Annotated in this window: 17 protein-coding genes; 7 read left to right on the top strand and 10 right to left on the bottom strand. The window is 72.1% G+C overall.

Annotation, left to right across the window (positions count from 1 at the left end):
• Window positions 1-94: 94 nt before the first annotated feature.
• From ACIBJC_RS35310 to ACIBJC_RS35270, 9 genes are all read right to left on the bottom strand, one after another.
• Window positions 95-2,029 (bottom strand): anthranilate synthase family protein, encoded by a 1,935-nt coding sequence (locus tag ACIBJC_RS35310; protein ID WP_399299751.1) that lies wholly within the window; start codon window positions 2,027-2,029, stop codon window positions 95-97.
• Complete coding sequence (locus tag ACIBJC_RS35305) at window positions 2,026-2,694, bottom strand: isochorismatase family protein (RefSeq protein ID WP_399299748.1); 669 nt, start codon at window positions 2,692-2,694, stop codon at window positions 2,026-2,028. Before ACIBJC_RS35305 ends, ACIBJC_RS35310 begins: the two co-directional genes overlap by 4 nt.
• Window positions 2,695-2,854: 160 nt before the next feature.
• A complete protein-coding gene (locus ACIBJC_RS35300; RefSeq protein ID WP_399299745.1) occupies window positions 2,855-3,160 on the bottom strand; it encodes a phosphopantetheine-binding protein in 306 nt (101 codons plus the stop codon).
• Window positions 3,157-4,911 (bottom strand): (2,3-dihydroxybenzoyl)adenylate synthase, encoded by a 1,755-nt coding sequence (locus tag ACIBJC_RS35295; protein WP_399299742.1) that lies wholly within the window; start codon window positions 4,909-4,911, stop codon window positions 3,157-3,159. The genes ACIBJC_RS35300 and ACIBJC_RS35295 overlap by 4 nt, the downstream gene beginning before the upstream one ends.
• A gap of 118 nt (window positions 4,912-5,029) precedes the next feature.
• Entirely contained in the window at window positions 5,030-6,064 is a 1,035-nt protein-coding gene (locus ACIBJC_RS35290) for a ketoacyl-ACP synthase III family protein (RefSeq protein WP_399299739.1), read from the bottom strand.
• 88 nt (window positions 6,065-6,152) lie between these two features.
• Window positions 6,153-6,776, bottom strand: a complete 624-nt coding sequence (locus ACIBJC_RS35285; RefSeq protein WP_399299736.1) for a shikimate kinase — start codon at window positions 6,774-6,776, stop codon at window positions 6,153-6,155.
• Window positions 6,773-7,957, bottom strand: a complete 1,185-nt coding sequence (gene aroC, locus ACIBJC_RS35280; RefSeq protein ID WP_399299734.1) for a chorismate synthase — start codon at window positions 7,955-7,957, stop codon at window positions 6,773-6,775. Before aroC ends, ACIBJC_RS35285 begins: the two co-directional genes overlap by 4 nt.
• Window positions 7,958-8,022: 65 nt before the next feature.
• A complete protein-coding gene (locus tag ACIBJC_RS35275) occupies window positions 8,023-9,441 on the bottom strand; it encodes a class II 3-deoxy-7-phosphoheptulonate synthase (protein ID WP_399299731.1) in 1,419 nt (472 codons plus the stop codon).
• A 63-nt stretch (window positions 9,442-9,504) separates the two neighbouring features.
• A complete protein-coding gene (locus tag ACIBJC_RS35270; RefSeq protein ID WP_399299728.1) occupies window positions 9,505-10,848 on the bottom strand; it encodes a salicylate synthase in 1,344 nt (447 codons plus the stop codon).
• 426 nt (window positions 10,849-11,274) lie between these two features.
• Between ACIBJC_RS35270 and ACIBJC_RS35265 the strand changes: the two genes are divergently transcribed.
• The 5 genes from ACIBJC_RS35265 to ACIBJC_RS35245 all read left to right on the top strand — a co-directional run bounded on the left by ACIBJC_RS35265 (window position 11,275) and on the right by ACIBJC_RS35245 (window position 16,859).
• Window positions 11,275-11,631, top strand: coding sequence for a phosphopantetheine-binding protein (locus tag ACIBJC_RS35265; protein ID WP_399299726.1), 357 nt, complete (start codon window positions 11,275-11,277; stop codon window positions 11,629-11,631).
• On the top strand, window positions 11,628-14,387 hold the full coding sequence (locus tag ACIBJC_RS35260) for a type I polyketide synthase (protein WP_399299723.1): 2,760 nt from the start codon (window positions 11,628-11,630) through the stop codon (window positions 14,385-14,387). Before ACIBJC_RS35265 ends, ACIBJC_RS35260 begins: the two co-directional genes overlap by 4 nt.
• A gap of 27 nt (window positions 14,388-14,414) precedes the next feature.
• Window positions 14,415-15,206: a thioesterase II family protein gene (locus tag ACIBJC_RS35255; protein WP_399299720.1), complete on the top strand. Its 792-nt coding sequence runs from the start codon at window positions 14,415-14,417 to the stop codon at window positions 15,204-15,206.
• Between the two features lie 110 nt (window positions 15,207-15,316).
• Window positions 15,317-16,414, top strand: a complete 1,098-nt coding sequence (locus tag ACIBJC_RS35250) for an aldo/keto reductase (RefSeq protein WP_399299717.1) — start codon at window positions 15,317-15,319, stop codon at window positions 16,412-16,414.
• 19 nt (window positions 16,415-16,433) lie between these two features.
• Window positions 16,434-16,859 carry a lipocalin-like domain-containing protein gene (locus ACIBJC_RS35245; protein ID WP_399299714.1) on the top strand — a complete coding sequence of 142 codons (426 nt, stop codon included), beginning with the start codon at window positions 16,434-16,436 and terminating at the stop codon, window positions 16,857-16,859.
• Here the strand turns inward: ACIBJC_RS35245 and ACIBJC_RS35240 are convergent.
• Entirely contained in the window at window positions 16,846-17,802 is a 957-nt protein-coding gene (locus tag ACIBJC_RS35240; RefSeq protein WP_399299711.1) for a LysR family transcriptional regulator, read from the bottom strand. The two genes, ACIBJC_RS35245 and ACIBJC_RS35240, sit on opposite strands and share 14 nt — an antisense overlap.
• A gap of 128 nt (window positions 17,803-17,930) precedes the next feature.
• Here ACIBJC_RS35240 and ACIBJC_RS35235 point away from each other — a divergent pair, with 128 nt between their 5' ends.
• Both ACIBJC_RS35235 and ACIBJC_RS35230 read left to right on the top strand, forming a co-directional pair.
• On the top strand, window positions 17,931-19,322 hold the full coding sequence (locus ACIBJC_RS35235) for an FAD-binding oxidoreductase (RefSeq protein WP_399299708.1): 1,392 nt from the start codon (window positions 17,931-17,933) through the stop codon (window positions 19,320-19,322).
• A 453-nt stretch (window positions 19,323-19,775) separates the two neighbouring features.
• Window positions 19,776-21,608 carry a BTAD domain-containing putative transcriptional regulator gene (locus ACIBJC_RS35230; RefSeq protein ID WP_399299705.1) on the top strand — a complete coding sequence of 611 codons (1,833 nt, stop codon included), beginning with the start codon at window positions 19,776-19,778 and terminating at the stop codon, window positions 21,606-21,608.
• Window positions 21,609-21,664: the final 56 nt, after the last annotated feature.

Raw genomic sequence — 21,664 nt, 5'->3', positions numbered from 1 at the left:
TCGTGAGTGGGGGGTTGGGCGGTTCGAGGGGTCGGCCGACCGGAGGTCAGGCCGTTCAGGGGCCGGGCCCTTCGGAGGCCAAACCCTTCGGAGGTCAGGCCGTGAGGAACAGGTCGGTGATCAGACGGTCGAGTACGGCCGACCCGTCGCGGGTCATCACGGACGCCGGATGGAACTGCACGGAGGCGAACCCCTGGCCGCGCAGCGCGTGCACCTCCCCGTTCACGGGGTCGCGGCACACCTCGACGGCCGCGGGCCGCGCCGGGGGGCCCGGGAAGGAGTCCCGGGTGCTGACCGCGGCGAAGGTGTTGTAGAAGTACACGGCCTCCCGCTGTCCGAAGAGGTCGATCTCCCGTTGCGCCCCTTGGTTGGGCACCTCCTTGCGGACGAGTTCCAGCCCGAGGACCCCGCTCAGCGCCTGGTGCCCGAGGCAGACGGAGAGGAACGGCGTGCCCAGGGCGATCAGCCGGGCCGTCACCTCACGCAGATGGGTGACCTTGGGGTCGCCGGTGTCGCGGGGGTCTCCCGGGCCGGGGCCGACGACGACCAGGTCGTTGCCCTCCAGGCGGTAGTCCTCGTCGAACCGGCGTACGGTCACCTCCAGCCCCAGTTCGCGCATCAGGGCGGCGCCCATCGCGGTGAAGGTGTCCTCCGCGTCGATGAGCAGCGCCCTGCGCCCCGCCAGATGCGGCAGATGCCGGCTCCGTGAGTCGGGTGGCTCCCGCCAGAACGGGGCCAGCGGCATGTTCCTGGCCGCCAGCGCGTGGGCGACCTCGGGAAGGGCGCCCAGCAGCGGCACGCCCGGGACGGACGGCTGTACGGGGACGGGGGCGGCCTCCGCCGGGTCCGCGTGCAGCGCCGCGATCAGGCCGGCGGCCTTGGCCCGGGTCTCGGCCGCCTCGGCCCGCGGGTCGGAGTCGCGTACCAGGGTCGACCCCACGCCGAGGCGCAGGTGTCCGGCGCGGTCGATGTCGGCGGTCCTGATGAGGATGGCCGAGTCGAGCCGACGGCCGCCCTCCGGGTCGCGGCCCAGCAGGGCGACCATGCCGGCGTAGTAACCCCGGCCCTCCGTCTCGTACTTGGCGATGACACGGCAGGCGCTCTCCAGCGGGCTGCCGGTGACGGTCGGCGCGAAGAGCGTCTCGCGGATGGCCTCGCGCACGTCGCGGTCGAAGCGGCCCTCGATGAAGTACTCGGTGTGCGCGAGGTGGGCCATCTCCCGGAGCCGGGGGCCGACGACCTGGGCGCCGCCGTCGCACACCCGGCTCATCATCTTCAGCTCTTCGTCCACGACCATGTAGAGCTCGTTGGCCTCCTTGCGGTCCGCGAGGAAGTCCAGCACCCCGTCGCGGGAGGGGCCCGACGGCGGGTAGCGGTACGTCCCGCTGATCGGGTTCATCACCGCGGTGCCGTGGTCCAGCGTGAGATGGCGTTCCGGGCTCGCGCCGATGAACGTACGGCCGTCCACGCGGATCAGGAACGTCCAGTAGGCGCCGGACGTGTGCCGCAGGAGCCGGCCGAAGAGCGTGAGCGCGGTCCGCGTCGACCAGTTCCCGATCGTGGCGGTGAAGGCGCGCTTGATGACGAAGTTGGATCCGGCGCCGGAGCCGATCTCGTTGGCGATGATCTGCCGGACCGTGTCGGCGTACTCCTCGTCATCGGTGGTGAAGCCGCTGTCCCGGACCTCGATGGGCAGGTCGGGGAGGTGGGCCAGCACCTCGTCGACCGGCACGACGGCCTGCCCGGTGACGGCCATGACGACCAGCGGTTCGCCGTCGTCGTAGTGCTCGTAACCCCGCTCCCCGATCTGCCGGAAGGGCAGCAGCGCCAGCAGCTCGTGCCGTTCGCGCCCGCCCTCCGGGGGAAGCGGCAGATCGGCCGTGCCGGCGACCTCCGACACATCACCGACGAGCAGGTCGATCCGGCCGCCGCCGTCCGCCTCCGGCCGGTGCAGCAGGGCGAACGACGCCGGCGGCGTCGGGCCCGTCAGCCGGCGCAGCAGCCCGGTGCCGTCCTCGTGCGCGGTCAACTCGGCGCTCCAGGACGGGGGTTGCCCAGGGCGGCCAGTACGGTCGCCGTCGGTACGACCATGGAGCAGCGGGTGGCCGCGTAGTCCACGGCCATCCGGTGGTGGCTCTCGGAGAAGTCCGCGACGGCGTCGGCGACCAGGAACGTCTGGATGTCGTGCGCGAAGCCCTCGCAGGCGGTCTGGAGGATCCCGACATGGGCGTAGACACCGCACAGCACCAACTGGTCGCGCCCCCGCTCCCGCAGCAGGTCCAGCAGAGGCGTATTGAAGAACGCGCTGGGCCGCCATTTGTCCAGGACGATGTCGTCCGGCGCGGGCGCCAGCCGCTCGGGCACGCCCCGGTGCTCGGGGTCGGCACTCATCCCCGGGCCCCAGAAGTCCTTGAGCAGACCGCGCTGTTCGGCGGTCATACCGCCGGGCTGCGCGGTGTACGCCACCGGGACTCCTGCGGCGGCGGCGGCGTCCCGCAGTCCGGCCACGTTGCCGACCAGCTCCGTCACCGGGGACTGCCCGGCGGGGAAGGGCCGGAGGAAGAAGTGCTGCATGTCGTGGACGAGCAGGACGGCACGGCGCGGGTCGACCGTCCAGTCGGCGGTGTTCTCCGGCAGGGCGGCGGCGCTGGGCATGGGGTAGGGGGCTATCCGGGGGATGGCCGGAGCTGCCATGGTCGGTCTCCTTCCGTGGTGCCTCGGTCCGTGACGGGGCGGCGCGGCCCGCGGAGCGAGGGGCGGGGGCGGGGCGAGTGGGCAGGGAGCAGGGGTGTGGGGTGGGGTGGTGTGGTGTGGGGTGTGGGGTCGGGGTGTCTCGGGTGCGGGGTCGCGCCGTTCAGGCGGTGGCGCCGTCGGAGCCGCCGGATTCGCCGGAGTCCGGGCGGACCGTGTCGAGATGGCGCGCCCAGCCGTCGATCGTGGGGTCGGCGACCAGGACCTCGAACTCCACCGGCACCCCCGCGCGGCGCCAGCGGCTGCTGAGCCGCATGACGTCCAGGGAGCCGAGCCCGAGGAGGGCGAGGTTGTCGTCCCCCGCGATGGCCCCCGGGTCGGTGTCGAGCAGGGCCGCGACGGCGCTGCGGATCTCGTCGGCGGTGCCGGTCGGCTTCTGGTCCATGGTGGTGTGCCTCTCTGCTGTCACCCGGCGGGCCGGTCCGTGTCCGGCCGGCCGGGAGGGGACGGTACGAAGTCGGCGGCGGCGGGGGCGGGTTCACCCCGGGCGATGGCCGCGAGAATCTTCTTGTCGGTCTTGCCCAGGCCGGTGAGCGGCAGCTCGGCGACGATCTCCAGCCGGTCCGGCAGCTTGTAGCCGGCCAGCCCCCGTTCGGTCAGCGCTGCCTTCAGCTCGCGCAGCGCCGGGGGTTCGCCCACGGGGACGACGAAGGCGCAGATCCGCTCACCGAGGTACTCGTCGGGTACGGGGACCACGGCGGCCCGCGCGATGGCGGGGTGGGCGAGCAGATGGCCCTCCACCTCGCCGGCGGACACCTTGTCCCCGCCCCGGTTGATCATGTCCTTGATCCGGCCCTCGATCACCAGGTTCCCGTCGGGCGTCAGCCGGGCCAGGTCCCCGCTGTGGTAGAAACCGTCCTCGGTGAAGGCCCGGGTGTTGTGTTCCGGGGCCCGGTAGTAGCCGCGCAGGGTGTAGGGGCCCCGGGTCAGCAGCTCACCGACGGTGCCGGCCTCCACGTCCTGGTCCCGTGTGTCGACGATCCGTATCTCGTCGGCGGGGGAGATGGGCCGCCCCTGGGTGGTGAGTACGGCCTCGTCGGGGTCGCCGTCCCGGGTGAAGGTGATCAGGCCCTCGGCCATGCCGAAGACCTGCTGCACCCGGCAGCCCAGCTCGGGCCCGACCCGCGCCGCCAGTTCCGGGTGGAAGGTGGACCCGCCGACCTGGAGCGTACGCAGGCTCGACAGGTCCTGCTCCAGCCACTCGGCCGCCTCCAGCCAGAGCTGTACGACACTCGGGCCGACGGCGGTGACCGTCACCCCCTCCCGCTCGATGACGGGGAAGCAGCGCTCCGGTGTCGGGTCCTCCGCGAGCACCACCGTGCCGCCGGCGAGCAGGGTGCCGATCACACCGGGGCAGCCCCAGGTGAAGTTGAACTCGACCGGCAGGACCGCGAGATACGTGTCGTCCTCGGTGAGCCCGATCGCCTCGACGGCGGCGCGGGCCATGTACACGTAGTCGTCATGGGTACGCGGGATGAGCTTGGGCAGCGCGGTGGTGCCGCCGGACAGCAGGAAGAACGCCACGTCGGCCGGGTCCGGCGCGGGGGACGGGGACGACGGCCCGGCGTCGGCCGGATCCACGGTGGCCTCCACGGCGGAGAGCGGGACGATCCCGTCGGCCTCCGTGGTCCCCGCCGTGTCCACGGCCTCCGTTGCCTCCGCCGTGTCCGTGCTCCCCGCCGTGTCCGCCAGCGTGAACAGCTTCCGCAGGGTGCCGACCTCGTCGCGGATCCGGCGGGCGAGCGCCGGATGGTCGAAGCCGCGGTGGACGCCGGGGAAGACGTAACCGACCGCCCCGGACAGCTCGCACAGGTGCCGGATCTCGCTGGCCCGGTGGGCCGGGAGCGCGAACACGGGGTGGGCGCCCAGCCGGAACAGGGCGAAGCAGACCACCACGAACTCGGCCACATTGGGGAGTTGGACCACGACCCGGTCGGCCGCGCCGATGCCCTGCGCCCGGAACCCCGCCGCCATCCGGCGGGACCGGCCGTCCAGCTCCTCGTAGGAGAGTCGACGGTCGCCCTGCACCAGCGCGGTTTTCCCGCCGTGCCGTCCGGCCGAGGACTCCAGCAGGTCCACCAGACTCTCGCCGCGCCAGTAGCCCTCCGCGCGGTACCGCTCGGCGTACTCCTTCGGCCAGGGGGTGCAACCGTCGAGCATCGGCCGTCTCCTTAACGATTGGTCACTGATGTCTTGGTGAGCGGAAGTGGAGGTGGGAGGGGAAGTGGGAGGGGAAGTGGGAGCGGGGCGGGGCCGGGCGCTCGGCCCCGTACGGGCGTTACGCCTCGTCCGGCCCCGTGGTGATCTCGACGACCGCGCAGCCGACCTCCATGCCGGGCGTGGTGCCGACCATCAGCACCTTGTCGCCGGGGGACACCTGGCCGGTGAGCCACAGGTGTTCGAGCCCGATGACGACGTCGGACATGCTGGCGTGGCCGATGCGCCGGCTGTGCTCCCAGGTCCCGCGCGCCGCGTCGATGCCCAGCGGCTCCAGGTAGAGCGCGTGCAGGGAGTCCTCGTTGAAGCCGACATGCGTGATCCGGGCGACGTCGTCCATGGAGAGGCCGGCCTCGGCCAGGGTGCGCTCCGCGATCACCGAGAGCAGGTCGATGAAGTTGCCCCCGGGCGGCTTGGCGCCGTCGGCCCACTTGCGCTGCCAGAACTTCACGCGGGACTCGAAGTCCAGGAGTTGGCCCACCGGTTCGTGCGGGGGCAGCAGCGACTCCTCGGTACGGTGGCGCCACTCCAGCTTCGGGTCCGACGCCGAGCCGATCGCCAGCACCTTGGCGAATCCGCTCCGCCGGGACACCACGATCGCCGAACCGGCGTCCGCCAGCAGGAACAGCGCGGACGAGCCGAAGCGGTCCACCAGCGGGGTGTTGAAGTTGTCGGCCGCCGTGAGCAGGACGGCGTCCTTGTCGGGGGAGGCGATGAGCCGGTGGGCGGCCATCTCCAGGCTGGTCAGCAGACCGTTGCAGCCCTGCTGGATCACGGTCGCCGTGATCGGCCGGTCCAGCGTGTGCAGCAGGACGTAGTGCGCGGGCGACCAGCCGTCGGGGCCCTGGAGGAACGTGTTGCTGTGCAGCACCGCGGCGAAGTCGTCGGGGCTGTGCCCGGACCGGCGTATCGCGGTCTCGGCGGCCCGTACCGCCATGTCCGGTGCGGACAGGGTGTGTTCGACCGCCACCGACTCCATACCGGAGGCCTTGTGCTCCGCCGCGCCGAACTCGCCCGACTGCACGGCCTGTTCGAGCGGCATCAGCGCGGGGAGGTAGGTGCCCACTCCCGCCAGGTAGATGTTCTCGACCTTCACTTGACTGCCTTTCCACGCACTTGTTGATCTCCGTCGACCGGCCGTGCTCAGCAGAGCACGGCGCACGTGGCCGCTTCCTGAGTGGCCGTTACTCACTTCCGGCGGGGCGGGATCCGTACGGGACCCCGTACGGGACCTCGTACGGGACCTCGTACGGGACCTCGTACGGGACCTCGTACGGGAGCCGTACGAAGCCCCCCGCCAGGGCGTCGAGCACGGCGTCCGCCACGTGCTCGGGGCTACGGCCCCCGGTGCCGATGACGACGCGGGCGACCTCGGCGTACAGGGGTCGGCGCGCCTGCGCCAGTTCGTGCCACCGTCGCGCGGGATCGGCCGCCAGCAGCGGGCGGGTGGTGTCCGGGCCGAGCCGCCGGGCGGCCTCGTCCGCGTCCATGTCCAGGAAGGCCACCGGCCTCCCGGCCAGCAGCGCGCGGACCCCGGGATCCAGGACCGCCCCGCCGCCCAGCGCCAGCACCCCGGTGTGTTCGGCCAGGGCATTGCGCACCGCGGCGGACTCCAGAGCCCGGAAGTACTCCTCGCCGTCCTCGGCGAAGATCGTGGCGACCGGCCTGCCCCGCGCGGCGACGACGTCGGCGTCGGTGTCCCGGCACGCCACGCCGAGCCGGGCCGCGATCAGCTCGCCGACCGTGGTCTTGCCCGCCCCCATCGGACCCACCAGGACGACCGCGGGGCCCCTCGCGCCACCGCTCACCGGACGGTCAGACGGTCGAGGTAACCGGTGACGTTGGCGCGGGTCTCGGCCACGGAGTCGCCGCCGAACTTCTCAGCGACCGCGTCCGCCAGAACGAGCGCCACCATCGCCTCGGCGACGATCCCGGCGGCCGGCACCGCGCAGACGTCCGAGCGCTGGTGGTGCGCCTGGGCGGCCTCGCCGGTCGTGACATCGACGGTGGCGAGCGCGCGCGGCACGGTGGCGATCGGCTTCATCGCCGCCCGGACCCGTACCAGCTCACCGGTGCTCACTCCGCCCTCGGTGCCACCGGAGCGCCCGGTGGCCCGGCGGATCCCGGAGGGCGTCGGGTGGATCTCGTCGTGCGCCCGCGATCCTGGCACCCGGGCCAGCGCGAAGCCGTCACCGACCTCGACGCCCTTGATGGCCTGGATGCCCATGAGCGCCGCCGCCAGCCGGGCGTCGAGCCGGCGGTCCCAGTGCACATGGCTGCCGAGACCCACCGGCACCCCGTGGGCCAGGACCTCCACCACGCCGCCGAGGGTGTCACCGTCCCGGTGGGCCCGGTCGATCTCCGCGACCATCTCCTTGGCGGCATCCTGGTCCAGGCAGCGCACGGGGTCCGCGTCCAGCCGGGCGGTGTCGTCCGGGGTGGGCAGGAGACCGTACGGAGCCCTGGCCGCCGCCAGTTCCACCACATGGGAGACGATCTCGACGCCGGTGGTCTCCCTGAGATACGAGCGGGCCACCGCGCCCAGCGCGACCCGGGCGGCCGTCTCCCGCGCGCTGGCCCGCTCCAGTACGGGCCTGGCCTCGCCGAACCCGTACTTCTGCATCCCCGCCAAGTCGGCGTGGCCGGGCCGCGGGCGGGTCAGCGGGGCGCTGCGCGCCAGCCCCGCCAGGATGTCCGGGGCCACCGGATCGGCCGCCATGACCTGGTCCCACTTGGGCCACTCGGTGTTGCCGATCATGACGGCGACCGGGGACCCCATGGTCAGCCCGTGCCGGACACCGCCCAGGAAGGTGACCTCGTCCCGCTCGAACTTCATCCGGGCGCCACGGCCGTACCCCAGCCGCCGCCGCGCCAGCGCGTCCGCCACCGCCCCGGTGGTGACCGGTACGCCGGAGGGCAGTCCCTCCAGCGTCGCGACGAGCGCGGGGCCGTGCGACTCACCCGCGGTCAGCCAGCGCAACCTGCTCAACAGCGTTCTCCTCTCGGCTCCACTCGGCTCCACAGCCGGGCCGTACAGGGGTGGATAAAGGGGCGTCAGGCGGCGGGACGGCTCGCCCTCGCGAGCGGAGGCGCGGAGGACCCCTCGCGGGTACGGAGGAACTCGGCGACCAGGAAACCGAGGTCCAGGGACTGGCTCCGGTTCAGCCGGGGATCGCAGACGGACTCGTACCGCGAGGCCAGGTCCTCCAGGAGGACTTCGTCCCCGCCCCCCGTGCACTCGGTGACGTCGTCGCCGGTGAACTCCACATGGATGCCACCGGGATGGGTGCCCAGGGCCCGGTGGACGTCGAAGAAGCCCCTGATCTCGTCGAGCACGTCGTCGAACCGGCGGGTCTTGTGACCGGACGGGGCCTCCCGCGTGTTGCCGTGCATGGGGTCGCACACCCAGGCGACCGGCGCGCCCGAGGCGGCGACCTTCTCCACCAGCGGAGGCAGCACGTCCTGGACCTTGTCCGCGCCCATCCGGACGACGAAGGTGAGCCGGCCGGGCTCGTGGTCCGGATCGAGCCGGTCGATCAGCCGCAGCGCCGTGTCCGGGTCGGTCGTCGGTCCCAGCTTCACCGCGATCGGGTTGTTGATCCTGGAGAAGTACTCGACATGCGCGCCGTCCAGGTCCCGGGTCCGCTCGCCGATCCACAGCAGATGCCCGGAGGTCGCGTAGGGCCGTCCGCTGAACTCGTCGATCCGGGTGAGCGCGGCCTCGTACTCCAGGAGCAGCCCCTCGTGCGAGACGAAGAACTCGACGGTGTCGACCCCGCGCGGATCGTTGCCGGTGGCGCGCATGAAGTGCAGCGCCTGGTCGATCTCCCCGGCGAGGGCCTCGTAGCGGCGCCCGGAGGGCGAGCCGGCGACGAAGTCCTGGTTCCAGTTGTGCACCTGACGCAGGCTCGCGTACCCGCCGGTGGTGAAGGCGCGGATCAGGTTCAGGGTGGTGGCCGACGACCGGTACATCCGCAGCAGCCGGGCCGGGTCGGGGACGCGCGCGGCCTTGGTGAAGTCGAAACCGTTCACCGCGTCACCCCGGTAGGCCGGCAGCTCCGTACCGTCCCGGGTCTCCGTAGGCTTCGAGCGGGGCTTGGCGTACTGCCCGGCGAGCCTGCCGAGCTTCACCACGGGGACGGACCCGGCGTAGGTGAGGACCACCGCCATCTGGAGCAGGGTGCTGAACTTGTCCCGGATGGCGTCCGCCCCGACCCCCTCGAAGGTCTCCGCGCAGTCGCCGCCCTGGAGCAGGAACGCCTCGCCGCGCGCCACGGCGGCGAGCCGCTCCTTCAGCAGGTCGCACTCGCCGGCGAAGACCAGCGGAGGGGCCGTCGCCAGCTCCTGGGTCACGGAGCGCAGAGCGGCCCGGTCGGGCCAGTCCGGTTGCTGGGCGGCCGGGAAGGCGCGCCAGGTGTCCCTGGGGGCAGGGTCCGACCCGTTGGGGGGAATGTCCTTGAGGAAAGAGCGCATGTCATGAATTCGCTTTCTCGAATCAGGGATGACGCCGGGCCTTGCTTTCCCAAATGAGAGCTCCTACGCCTCCGGATTCTCGGCAGGCACCAGATGGCGCGCCACGCTGTCGAGCTTTTCGCAGGTCTCCTCGAATTCCCGCTCGGGAATCGACTGCTCCACGATTCCGGCGCCCGCCCGCAGCCAGGTGCGGCCGTTCTGCCGGTAGACGCTGCGCAGCACCAGGGCGGCGTCCATCGAGCCGTCCTGGTCCACGGTCAGGACCGCCCCGCTGTACAGGCCGCGGGGCTGGTCCTCGTGCCGGCGGATCGAGGTGTACGCGGCCTCCTTGGGCACGCCGGACGCGGTGACGGCGGGGAAGACCGCGCCGAAGGCGTCCCAGGCCCGGCAGCCGGGCGCCAGTTGGCCGGACAGCCGGGACGCCAGGTGCTGGACGCTGCCCCGTTCCCGTACGGCCATGAACTCCGGCACCTCCACCGAGCCGGGCTCGCAGACGTCCGCCAGTTCGTCGACGCCGGTCTTCACCGATATCGCGTGCTCGTACACCTCCTTGGAGGAGGCGAGCAGATCGGCGCGCAACCGTTCGTTGGCGAGGAGGTCGGCGGTCAGCGCACGGGTCCCGGCGAGCGGCTGGCTCACCACCCGGCCGTCCGCCGACACCTGGACGACGATCTCCGGGCTGAAGCCCGCGGCCTCCAGCCCGCCGAGGTCGAGCAGGAAGGACCTGGCGGGGTTGTTCCGCCGGCGGCCCACGACGTAGGTGCTGATCAGGTCGATGTCGCCGGTGACGTCCACGACACGGGAGAGGATCACCTTGTGCAGCTCCCGCTGCTCGATCTCCTCGACGGCGAACTTGACGGCGTCCTGGTAGCCCGGCCGGCCGACCCCGCGGACGTCCATCGGCTTCGGCGGGCGGCTCACCTCGGGGGCCGGGCCCGTGAGCAGGTCGATCAGGGCCGTCAGGGTCTCCTGGTCGGCCGCGCGGAGCCGGGCGTGGCCCTCCGTGAACCGTACTTCCGCACGGGGGATCACGAGGTGCAGCAGGCGCCCGTCCCCGACGTGGCCGAGGTCGCCGTCCTTGGCGTAGGAGAGCTCGAAGGCCGCCCAGCCGTAGGCGCGCCAGCCGGCCACGGTCACCGAGTCGAGCAACTGCTGCACCTGGCGCAGCGGCTGGCCGTTCCACGGCAGCAGCGTCTCCGGCTCGTCGCCCCGGCGCATCCGGGCGCCGGTCCGGTCCACGGTGATCTCCACGAGGGCGCCGCCCGCGTACGACCAGTCGCCGGCGTGCTCGTAGATCACATGGTCCGGGTGGGCACCCGAACCGGCCAGCCGGGCCGCCAGGAGGAGTGGTTCCTGCGTGAGCTCGACCTGGGTCTCGAAGTAATGCTGCGACGGGGTGGAACTCATGGGTCTGCTTCCTCTCCTGACGTGAGAACCGCGCGGCGGCGGAGAAAACGGGTGGCGAAAACGGGCGGAGAAATTCTGTGCGGCGCGTCCGCCGGTGGCGGGTCCACCGACGGCGGGCACGAGGAATGGGGGGACCCGACGAGAACAACACGCCCCGGGGGCGCGGGCCATGAGCGGCCGGTACTCAGTTCGGCGGCCGGTGGTCGTCGGCCGAGGCGGGCGGGCCGAATGGCCGGGGGAATAGAGGTCCAAGTGCGCACTCTCCACGGTTGGACGGTCTGTCCAACCGTCCGTCCGCGTTCCGTTGACAGGTGTTCGCGCGGACAAATAGAAAGGCTGGGCAGGCCCTTCGAAAAGCCATGGGAGAAAAACGTGGATTCTCACCAGCATGCGCAGGGGTCCCTACCCGACCCCGCCGACCGAGCCGTGACCGAACCACCGGTCACGGCGACGGAACGGGTCATCGCCGCGATCTGGTCCGAGGTCCTTGAGGTTTCCCAGGTGAATGTCGAGGACAACTTCTTCGATCTGGGCGGGCATTCGGTCCTGCTGCACATGGTTCAGGACCGGATCGGCCGGGAGCTGGGGAAGAACCCGCCGCTCGTCGAGCTGTTCACGTATCCGACGGTCCGGGCGCTCGCCCGCCGTCTCGACGGCGAGGCGCCCGACGGCACGGAGGAGGGCACGGGCGGCCGTGCCCGGCCGGAGCGGCGGCGGGTCGAGCGGGTCCGGCGGCCCCGGCCGGCCTCGAAGGAGCGGGGCGGGACGGGGTGGGACGCGTGAGTGACGGCTCGTTCGACAGCACGCACATCGCCGTCATCGGCATGGCCTGCCGGTTCCCCGGGGCCGGTGACCTCGACGCGTTCTGGCGGAATCTGACCGACGGCGTCGACACCGTGACCCGCTCCGCCCCCCTGCCGGTGGCGGGCGCCGGTAGCGGCCCCGTACGGGACGGGAGCGGCCCCGCACGCACGTACGTTCCGGCCCGTGGTCTGCTGAAGGACCCGGAGTGGTTCGACGCCGGGTACTTCGGCTACTCCCCCCGGGAGGCCCGCATCATCGGCCCCCAGCACCGGGTCTTCCTGGAGTGCGCGGTCGAGGCGCTGGAGCACGCCGGGTACGACCCCCAGCGGCACCCCGGCTCCATCGGTGTCTACGGCGGAGGCACCGACACGTCGTACGCCCAGCTCCTGCGGCGGCCGGGCAGCGCCCCGGCGGCCACCGACATGGAGATCCTGCTCGGCAACGCCGTGGACTACCTGGTCACCAGGGTCGCGTACAAGCTGGGGCTGCGCGGTCCCGCCGTCACGGTCCAGGCCGCGTGCGCCACCTCCCTCGCGGCCGTCCACACCGCGGTCCAGGCCCTGCTGGCCGGGGACTGCGACCTGGCCCTCGCGGGCGGCGTCGCCGTGCACGCGCCGGCGAAGACCAGCCCGTACGTCGAGGGCGGCATCATCGCCGCGGACGGGGTCTGCCGGACCTTCGACGCCGCGGCCGGTGGGACCGTGGGCAGTGACGGCGCGGGCATCGTGGTGCTGAAACGCCTCTCGGAGGCCCTGGCCGACGGCGACCACGTCCACGCGGTGCTCCGCGGATCCGCGGTCAACAACGACGGCTCGGACCGGATCGGCTTCACCGCGCCGAGCATCGAGGGGCAGGCCGCCGTGATCCGGGACGCGCAGTACGTGGCCGGTGTGGACCCCGCCACCGTCACCTACGTGGAGGCGCACGGTACGGCCACACCGCTCGGCGATCCCATCGAGATAGCCGCGCTGACCAAGGCGTTCGGGAACGGCGCCGAGGACCGGGAGGTCTGCCGGATCGGATCGGTGAAGACCAACATCGGCCACACGGACGCCGCCGCCGGCGCGGCCGGGCTCATCAAGACCGTCCTCGCCCTGGAGCACGGCACCATCCCCAAGAGCCTGCACTTCGAGGAGCCGAACCCGCGCATCGACTTCGGCGCGGGACCCTTCCGGGTGGCCACCCGCACCGAGGAGTGGAGTCCGCGGGGCACGCCCCGGCGGGCCGGGGTGAGTTCGTTCGGCATCGGCGGCACCAACGTCCATGTCGTCCTGGAGGAGCCGCCCGCACCGTCCCCGGCCGACCTGGCCGACCCGTGGCATCTGCTGGTCCTCTCGGCGCGCACCCCGGCCGCGCTCGACACGGTGACGGAGAACCTCGCCGCCCATCTGCGCGCCCACCCGGAGCTGTCGGCCGCCGACATCTCGTGGACGCTCCAGAGCGGGCGGCGGGAACACGGCCACCGGAGATACGCGGTCGTCGGCGGGCGCGAGGACACCCTGCGGGTGCTCTCCGGCGCGGCGGGCGCGCGGCGGGCCGACTCCCAGGGACCGCCCGGGACCCGGCCGGTGACCTTCCTGTTCCCCGGCACCGGCACCGATGCCTCCGGCGAGGTGCACCGGCTGTACGCGGCGGAGCGGTCGTTCCGCCGGGCGGTCGAGGAGTGCCACGCCGCCGCGGCGCCCCACCTCGGGGCGGCGGCGGCCGAGGCCCTGCGCCGGGGCGACGGGTCCGCCGACCCGCTCCTCGCCGATCTGACCGCCTTCGCCGAGGAGTACGCGCTGGCGCACCTGTGGAGCACCTGGGGCATCCGGCCCGCGGCGGTGCTCGGCACGGGGGTCGGGGCGCTCACGGCGGCCACCGTGGCCGGGGCGCTCGACCTCGACGGCGCGGTCCGGCTGGTGCTCGGCCGGGCCCGGCTGCTGACCGGCGCCGACGGCGGTACGGAATCGGCGGACCGCTTCCAGGAGCTGGTCCGCGAGGTCGGCCCCCGGGCGCCCCGTATCCCTGTCGCCTGCGCGGTGGCGGGACGGCTGCTCGCCCCCGACGAGGTGGTGGAGCGCGCCCGCTGGTCCGTCGCCCCGGCGGAGGAGCGGAACACGGAGGACGCGCTCTCCGCGCTGCTGGCGGAGCCGCACGCGGTCCTGGTCGAGATCGGGGCCGGTGCCACCCTGACCTCCCTGGCCCGCCGGAGCCCCGCCCGTACGGACACGCACGTCCTCGTCCCCACGCTGACCGGCACCGGCACCGGCACCGGCACCGGCAGTGACAGGGGTGACGAACCGCCGTCGCTGCTCACCGCCCTGGGGGAGCTCTGGCTGGCCGGCGCGGCGGTCTCCTGGGACGCGGTCCACGGCGACCGGCGCCGGCTGCGGGTCCCCCTGCCCACGTACCCCTTCGAGCGGCAGCGCCACCTCGTCGAACCGGCCGAGCCCGAACCAGCGCCCCTCCCGTCCGAGAGGGCGGATCCCGTCCGGAGCGGCGGGCCGGGCCGGGAGGAGACCTCCCTCGTGGTGGCCCGGCTGTACGCGGAGATCCTCGGCCTCCCCGACGTCGCCCCCGACGACAGCTTCTTCGACCTCGGCGGCGACTCGCTCATCGCCGTCCAGCTCCTGGCGCGCACCCGCGAACTCTTCGCGGTGGACATCGATGTCCTGTCGCTGTACGAGGCCGAGACCGCGACCCAACTCGCCGAACTCATCGACAAGTCGACGGCCGACGGCAGCAGCCGGTGACCGGCCGTCCCGTGAGGAGTCACCATCGTGGAAGCGACTGAGCCGAAGACCGGCGCCCCGGGGGCCGCCCCGGGCGCGCCCTGGCTCATCCGCCGTGAGCGCAGGCCGGACGCCCCGGCCGACCTGTACTGCTTCACGCACGCCGGGGGGTCGCCCGGCGAGTACGTCCGCTGGTCCGACCACCTGCCGGGTGCGCAGGTCTGGGCGGTGCAGTTGCCGGGCCGGGCGTCACGCAGGGCCGAGCCCCCCTTCACCCGGATGAGGCCGCTGGTCGACGCGCTGGTGGGGGCGGTGACCTTCGAGAGGCCGTTCGCTTTCTTCGGCCACAGCCTCGGCGCTCTGGTCGCCTTCGAGGTGGCCAGAACCCTGCGCGACCTCGGGCGGCGGCAGCCGGAGCGGCTGTTCCTGTCGTCCTGCCCGCCGCCGCCCCACCCCGTACCGGTCAACAGGACGCCGATGCACACGCTCCCGGACGCCGAGCTGCTGGCGGAGACGGAGCGCCGGTGGGGTGCGCTGCCGGACGCGGTCCGCTCGCACCCCGAACTCCTCTCGCTCGTGCTCACGTACACCCGGTCCGACGTCGCGGTCTTCGAGACGTACGAGTACGTCCCGGGGGAGCCGCTCGATCTCCCCGTCACCGTGTTCGCCGGTACCGAGGAACGGGACGCCTTCCGCTTCGAGGACTGGCGGACCCACACCCGGGGGCCGGTCGACCTCCAGTTCCTTCCCGGAGGCCACTTCTACCTCCGCGCCGAGCAGCGCGAGCTGTTGCGCCGGGTCTCCGAAGCGATGCCGGGCGCCGCGCCCACCTCCACGTAACGGGACACACAGGGCCCTGGGACACACAGGGCCCAAGGACACAGGGCGCAAGGACACAGGGCCCAAGGACACAGGGCCCGAGGACACACACAGCACTGACGGGAGTCGCCATGCGCTACACCACCTTCGGCCGCGGCACCGGCCTGCGGGTGTCGGAGTACGCCCTCGGTACGGGCAACTTCGGGACCCGCGCGAGGAGCGACGGGCCGGGCTCCGACCTGCTGTGGGGCAGACGCGGACCGGGCGCCGACCGGGACGCGTCCCGTACGGTGTTCGAGCGGTTCGCCGAGGCGGGCGGCACGTTCATCGACACCGCCGACTGCTACCAGTTCGGCGAGTCCGAGGAACTGGTGGGGGAGTTCGTCGCCGCCGACCGCGACCACTTCGTCCTGTCCACCAAGTTCACCAACGGCTCCTCACCGCGGCCCCATGTCTCCGGCACGGGCAACAGCCGCAAGAACATGGTCCGTTCCGTCGAGGCCAGCCTGAAACGCCTGGGCACCGACTACATCGACCTGTACTGGGCGCACTTCCCCGACACGGTCACCCCCGTCGAGGAGATCCTGGCGGCCTTCGACGACCTCGTCCGCGCCGGGAAGATCCTCTACGCGGGGCTCTCCAACTTCCCCGCCTGGCGGGTCTCCCGGGCCGCCGCCATCGCCGAGGCGCGCGGCTGGGCGCCGGTCACCGGCATCCAGAGCGAGTACAGCCTCGCGCAGCGCACCCCCGACCGGGAGCTGCTGCCCATGGCCGACAGCCTCGGCCTCGGCGCGGCCCTGTGGTCTCCGCTGGGCGGCGGGCTGCTCACCGGGCTGTACCGGCGGGGCACCGACGGCTGGACCAGCGAGGGCAAACGCGTGATCCGCGGCGGGGACGCCGATCAGCGGGAGGCGACCCTCGACGAGGTGCTGGCCGTCGCGAAGGAGACCGGGGAACCTCCCGCGAGGATCGCCGTCGCCTGGGTGCGCGCCCGCGCCCGGCGGGCCGGCACCGGGTTCGTCCCCGTCATCGGGCCGCGGAACGCCGCTCAGCTCGCCGACTACCTCCAGGCCCTGGAAACCACCCTCACCGAGGAGCAGGTGGCCCGGCTGGACGCGGTGAGCGCCGTACCGCTCGGCGCACCCCACGAGGTGAACGCGCTCGCCCTGGAGCCGGTGCTCGGCGGATCCACCGGGCGGGTGGACCTCCCCGCCACACCGGCGGCCTGACGCCATGGCCGGAGGACGGATGACGGAGGACCTGGCGGTGCGCGACCTGGCCGGGGTGTGGCGGCTGGTCTCGTTCCACGACATCGACGGGGAGGGGGCCACCCGGGAGGGCCCGTTGGGTCCGGACCCGGCGGGGCTGCTCTTCTACGCGGCCGACGGATTTGTGTCGGTGCACATGATGCGCACGGTGGAGCACCGGGAGACCGGCGACGGTCCGGCGGAGCGGCCAACGCCGGGCTACATGAGCTACGCGGGGACCTGGCGGAGGTTCGGGGACCAGGTCGTCCACACCCTGACGGTGGCCCCGAACCCCGAGTGGATCGGCACCGACCAGATCAGGGACCTGACCCTGGACGGCGACCGGCTCACGCTGTACGGCGACGCGCTGGTCGGCCGACCGCAGCGCCGGGTGCTGGAGTGGCACCGCGTCGTCAGCACCGGGTGACCGGGGCCGCCGCCCCACCACCCGGCGCGTCCCCCGCGAACTCCACCCGTCCGGCGGGCCCTTCGGTCAGGGCCAGCCGGGCGTGGCCGAGGAACGCCCGGGCCGCCGGGCCGACCGGTTCGCCGCCGCGCCAGCCGAGGGCGAGCCGCCCGCGGAGCACGGAACGGGCGAAGGGCAGCACCCACAGCCGCTCCGAGTGGGCCCGCGCGAGGGGTTCGGGCAGGATCGCCAGCCCCAGGCCCCCGCCGGCCAGTTCCGCCAGGGTGTTGGGGTTTCCGGCCTCCAGGCCGATGCGCGGGGTGAAGCCGGCGGCGGAGCACGCCTCGTCGAGACTCGTGCGCAGGCCGGTGCCGCGCGGGAGGCTGATCAGCGTACGGTCCCGGAGGTCGTCCAGGGTGATCTCCGCCCGGCCGGCGAGGGGATCACCGTGGCACACGACGCCGACGAGGGCTTCGTCGGCGATGACCTGGGTCCGGACGTCCGGTGGCGAGGTGGCCGCGATGCCGATGATCGCCGCGTCGAGCCGGCCCGCCCGCAGCGATGCGACGAGTTCCTCGGAGTTGGCCTCCGAGAGGGTGATCTCCACCGAGGGGTGGCCCTGGTGGAAACCGGCGAGCAGGGCGGGCAGGTCGATGGCCCCGCAGGAGGGCACCACGCCCAGTGCGACCTGCCCGCGGACGAGCCCGGTGAGTTCGTCGGCGGCGAGACGGGTGTCCACGACCGCCGCCAGCGCGGCCCTCGCGTACGGAAGCACCGCAGCGCCCACCTCGGTCAGCCGGACCACGCGGCCGGAGCGGTCCAGCAGTTCTTCACCGAGTTCCCTTTCGAGGCGGCGGATCTGCGCGCTCACACCGGGCTGGGCCACCCGCACCCGGACAGCGGCCCGGGTGAAACTCGCTTCCTCGGCCACGGCTATGAAGTATTCCAACTGCCTTAGCTCCATAACTAATTATGCTAGCAGTGAGACGAATCAGATCTTGGACTACTGGTGACGGGTGCTCCAGGCTGTGCACACATGGGCTTGCTTTCACGCCCCTGTGTTCCGCGCCCGGCGAAAGGAAAAGCACCGTCATGAGTGATCTCCCGGCAGCAGCGTTCGAAGAGCTTTCCCAGCGGACGGAGGGCCCGGTGTTCCGGCCGGGCCGCCCGGGGTACGACGAGGAGCGGTCCGGGTTCCAGACGGCCTTCCGTCACCGCCCCGCGGTGATCGTCGGCGCGGCCGGGGCGGCCGACGTGAGCGCGGCGGTGACCTTCGCGGACGCTCATGGGCTGCCGGTCGCCGTGCAGGCCACCGGGCACGGCCTGTCCGCCGCCACGAACGGCGAGGGGCTGCTCATCAGCACCCGCCGTATGGACGGTGTCCACATCGATCCGGCGGCCCGCACCGCCCGGTTCGAGGCCGGCGTGCGGTGGGAGCAGGTCATCGCGGAGGCGGCCCCGCACGGACTCGCGCCGCTGAACGGCTCCGCCCCGCACGTGGGCGCGGTCGGCTACACGCTCGGCGGCGGACTCGGCATCCTGGCCCGGCAGTTCGGCTACGCCGCCGACCATGTGCGCGGCATCGAGGTCGTCACCGCCGACGGCGCGCTGCGCCAGGTCACGGCCGACAGCGATCCCGACCTGTTCTGGGCGCTGCGGGGCGGGCGGGACAACTTCGGTGTCGTGACGAGCATGGAGGTCGACCTCTTCCCGGTCAGCAGGCTGTACGGCGGCGGGATGTTCTTCCCCGCCGAATCGGTTCCCGACGTGTTCTCCGCCTACCTGGCGTGGACCACGACGGTGCCCGAGGAGCTGACCTCGTCCGTGTCGCTGATGGCCTATCCGGACCTGCCGATGATTCCGGCGCCTCTCCGGGGCCGCTATGTCGCCCACATCCGGATCGCCTACACCGGCGACGCGGCTTCGGGGGAGCGTCTGGTGGCCCCTTTGCGCGCGGTCGCCCCGCGGCTGATCGACAGCGTGCAGGAAATGCCGTACACGGCGAGCGGCACCATTTACAACGACCCGGCGTTCCCGCACGCGTACTACGGGAACAATGTCCTGCTGGGTGAAGTGGATTCCTCGACACTGGTCAAGACGGTGCTCGAAGTGGCGGGCCCGGATTCGCCCGCCATGTGTGTCATCGATCTACGTCATCTCGGCGGTGCCCTTTCCCGGCCGCCCGCTGTCGCCAGCGCGGTCGGAAATCGGGACGCGCGGTACATCCTGCGTGTCCTGACCCCACTGGCGGCCTCCGACATCGATATCGCCAGGCCTGTGCACCAGCGGCTTTTCGACGCGGTGCGGCCGTGGACCACCGGGCGTTCCCTGAATTTCGTCTACAGCGACGAGGACATGCCCGACCAGACGAGCGCGGTCTACGCACCCGACGATCTTCGGCGGCTCGCCGAACTCAAGCGCGTCCACGACCCGGCCAATCTGTTCCGCCACAACCACAACATCGCCCCGGCCGCCGCACGGTGACGTGACCGGGGCCGCCGGTGCGTACGGCGCGAGACGGACGGTGGACACTCCGTGACCGGTCGGTCCGGTCGGCCGAGGACTGCGGGCACACGAACGGGGTCTCCCGGGCACTGTTTCCGGACATCTGTCGGGTGACCGGAACGATGCGCTGCCGTGGAAAGCCATGTGAAAAGGCCTCTTTTCCTCAGGCTGCCCCGTGATTCCGGGCGGGCGCGCGACGCGGGGATCCCGGGGCGGATCCTGGGCGCCGTGCCCCGCGCGTGTGTCCCCTGGATCGAGGAAGGTATTTGATGATTAGGTTGAAACGGCGCCGACGACAACGCTGTCATCAGGGCTTCGGTGCGGACTCGGGGGGGTCGTGTCGGTCTGCTTTCGGGTGAAAGGGTCCCGCTCCGCTCGACTGCGCGACCTCTTTCATTGGTCATCTCATTAAAGAAGGGGGCCGGTGGGAATATGGAGTTCCGTATTCTGGGGCCGGTTGAGATTGCACACGAGGATCGCTTGGTGGCACTGGGGGGAAGTAAGCCGAGGTCGATTCTTGCTGCTCTGCTTCTGGCGAATGGAAAAACCATTTCGAACAGTGAGATCAGTGAGGCGTTATGGGGGTCATCACCGCCCGCGACCGTACAGGCACAGATTCACACCTACGTGTCCCGGCTGCGCAAGGCGGTCGGCCCCGACGTCAGTATCGTGCGCCGGCCGACCGGGTACGTACTGCCGGTCGACCCGGGGAAACTGGACTACGCGGAGTTCCTGCGCCTGTCGTCCGCCGGCCGGGCGGCGCTGCTGAACCAGCGGTACGAGGAAGCCTCCTCCCGCCTGTCCGAAGCGCTGGCGCAGTGGCGCGGGTCCGCTCTCGGCGGCGTCACCGCCCATCTGGCCGATATCGAATTACCCCGGCTCGACGAGTCGAGAATCACCGTCTTCGAACAGAAGGCGGAAGCGGATCTGGGGCTCGGACGCCACAGTGAACTGCTCACGGCCCTCACCGACCTGGTGGAGGAGTTCCCCGTAAGGGAGCGGCTTCGCTCCCTGCTCATGAAGGCCCTGTACCGCAGCGGCCGGCAGGCGGAGGCCCTGGCCGTCTACTACGCCGCGCGCAAGGTGCTCGCCGAGGATCTCGGCGTCTATCCGAGCCCGTCGCTGAACGCCGTCTTCCAGGGCATCCTCAACGGCGATCCGGAGCTCGACGCGCCGCGTGTGCGGCTGCACACCGTACGGCGGAGACCCATGGCCGAGATCCCCGCCAGGATCCCGCCGGACATCGCGGACTTCACCGGCCGCAGGGCCGAACTGCGGGAACTGGCCGACCGGCTCTCCCCCGCGAACCCCCCTCAGCCGCTGGTGATCAGCGGAATGGTCGGATCGGGGAAGAGCGCGCTGGCCGTGCGGGCGGCCCACGAGAACGCCGCGAGATTCCCCGACGGCCAGTTGCACGTGGACTTCACCAAGGAGGGGAACCGTATGCGCGGGACATACGGCGTCCTGGGGGAACTCATCCGGGCGGTCGAACCCTCCGAAGCGCTGCCCTCCTCCCTGATGGAGAGGATCTGGCTGTACCGCAGCCATATCGCCAGCCGGAAGATGCTCGTCCTTCTGGACAACGTGCGGGACGAGAAGCAGGTGCGCCCGTTCCTGCCGGGGGTCGGCGCCTCACGGGTCATCGTGACGAGCCGGTCGTGTCTGGCCCCCCTGGAGGGAGCCCGGATCACCCGGGTCGGCGCCCTCGACCGCGCCGAGGCCGTCGAGCTGGTGAGCCGGATCGTCGGCGACGACCGGGTCTCGGCGGAGCCGGTGTCCGCGGAAGCGCTGGTCGAGTTGTGCGACCGGCTTCCGCTGGCGGTACGGGTGGCCGCGGCGAGACTCGCGGCCAAGCCCCACTGGCCGATATCCCACCTCGTGGGAAGGATGGTCGACCCCGCGCGGAACCGGCTGGACGAACTGCGGATCGCCGATCTGGACGTCCGCTCGAAAATCCAGCGGAGCTTCGGCCAGCTCTCCGAGGAGGTGAGGTCGGCACTCGCCTGGCTGGCCCTGTTGCCCTCCGGTCAGATATCGGCCGTCACCGCCGCGCTCCCGCTGGAGACGAGCAGCGGTGAGGCCGAGGACATTCTGGAGCATCTCGTCGAACACAACGTACTCAGCGCCTGTGGGGTGGACGAGAAGGGAAACCTGACCTATTCCTTCCCCAGTCTGGTCTGGATGGCGGCCCTGGAGATGCCCGAGCGGCGCGCGTCGATGGGCGGGCCGCGCGTCGACCGCTTCAAGGCGCGGCTTTCGTCCTGAGCCCGGGCCCCGCCCCCACCCCGCCTGAGGCCCGTGCGCCCCGTGTGCCCGGTGCG

Source organism: Streptomyces sp. NPDC050509 (genome assembly GCF_044457965.1).
In the GTDB taxonomy this organism is placed as follows: domain Bacteria; phylum Actinomycetota; class Actinomycetes; order Streptomycetales; family Streptomycetaceae; genus Streptomyces.
This window is presented reverse-complemented; position numbering and strand designations above follow the sequence as displayed.

Bases quoted from the DNA above. Each gene is read 5' to 3' on its own strand.
- ACIBJC_RS35230 (WP_399299705.1), top strand. From the start codon at position 19,776: ATGGAGTTCCGTATTCTGGGGCCGGTTGAGATTGCACACGAGGATCGC.
- ACIBJC_RS35275 (WP_399299731.1), bottom strand. From the start codon at position 9,441: ATGCGCTCTTTCCTCAAGGACATTCCCCCCAACGGGTCGGACCCTGCC.
- ACIBJC_RS35245 (WP_399299714.1), top strand. From the start codon at position 16,434: ATGACGGAGGACCTGGCGGTGCGCGACCTGGCCGGGGTGTGGCGGCTG.
- ACIBJC_RS35305 (WP_399299748.1), bottom strand. From the start codon at position 2,694: ATGGCAGCTCCGGCCATCCCCCGGATAGCCCCCTACCCCATGCCCAGC.
- ACIBJC_RS35295 (WP_399299742.1), bottom strand. From the start codon at position 4,911: ATGCTCGACGGTTGCACCCCCTGGCCGAAGGAGTACGCCGAGCGGTAC.
- ACIBJC_RS35250 (WP_399299717.1), top strand. From the start codon at position 15,317: ATGCGCTACACCACCTTCGGCCGCGGCACCGGCCTGCGGGTGTCGGAG.
- ACIBJC_RS35240 (WP_399299711.1), bottom strand. From the start codon at position 17,802: ATGGAGCTAAGGCAGTTGGAATACTTCATAGCCGTGGCCGAGGAAGCG.
- ACIBJC_RS35270 (WP_399299728.1), bottom strand. From the start codon at position 10,848: ATGAGTTCCACCCCGTCGCAGCATTACTTCGAGACCCAGGTCGAGCTC.
- ACIBJC_RS35235 (WP_399299708.1), top strand. From the start codon at position 17,931: ATGAGTGATCTCCCGGCAGCAGCGTTCGAAGAGCTTTCCCAGCGGACG.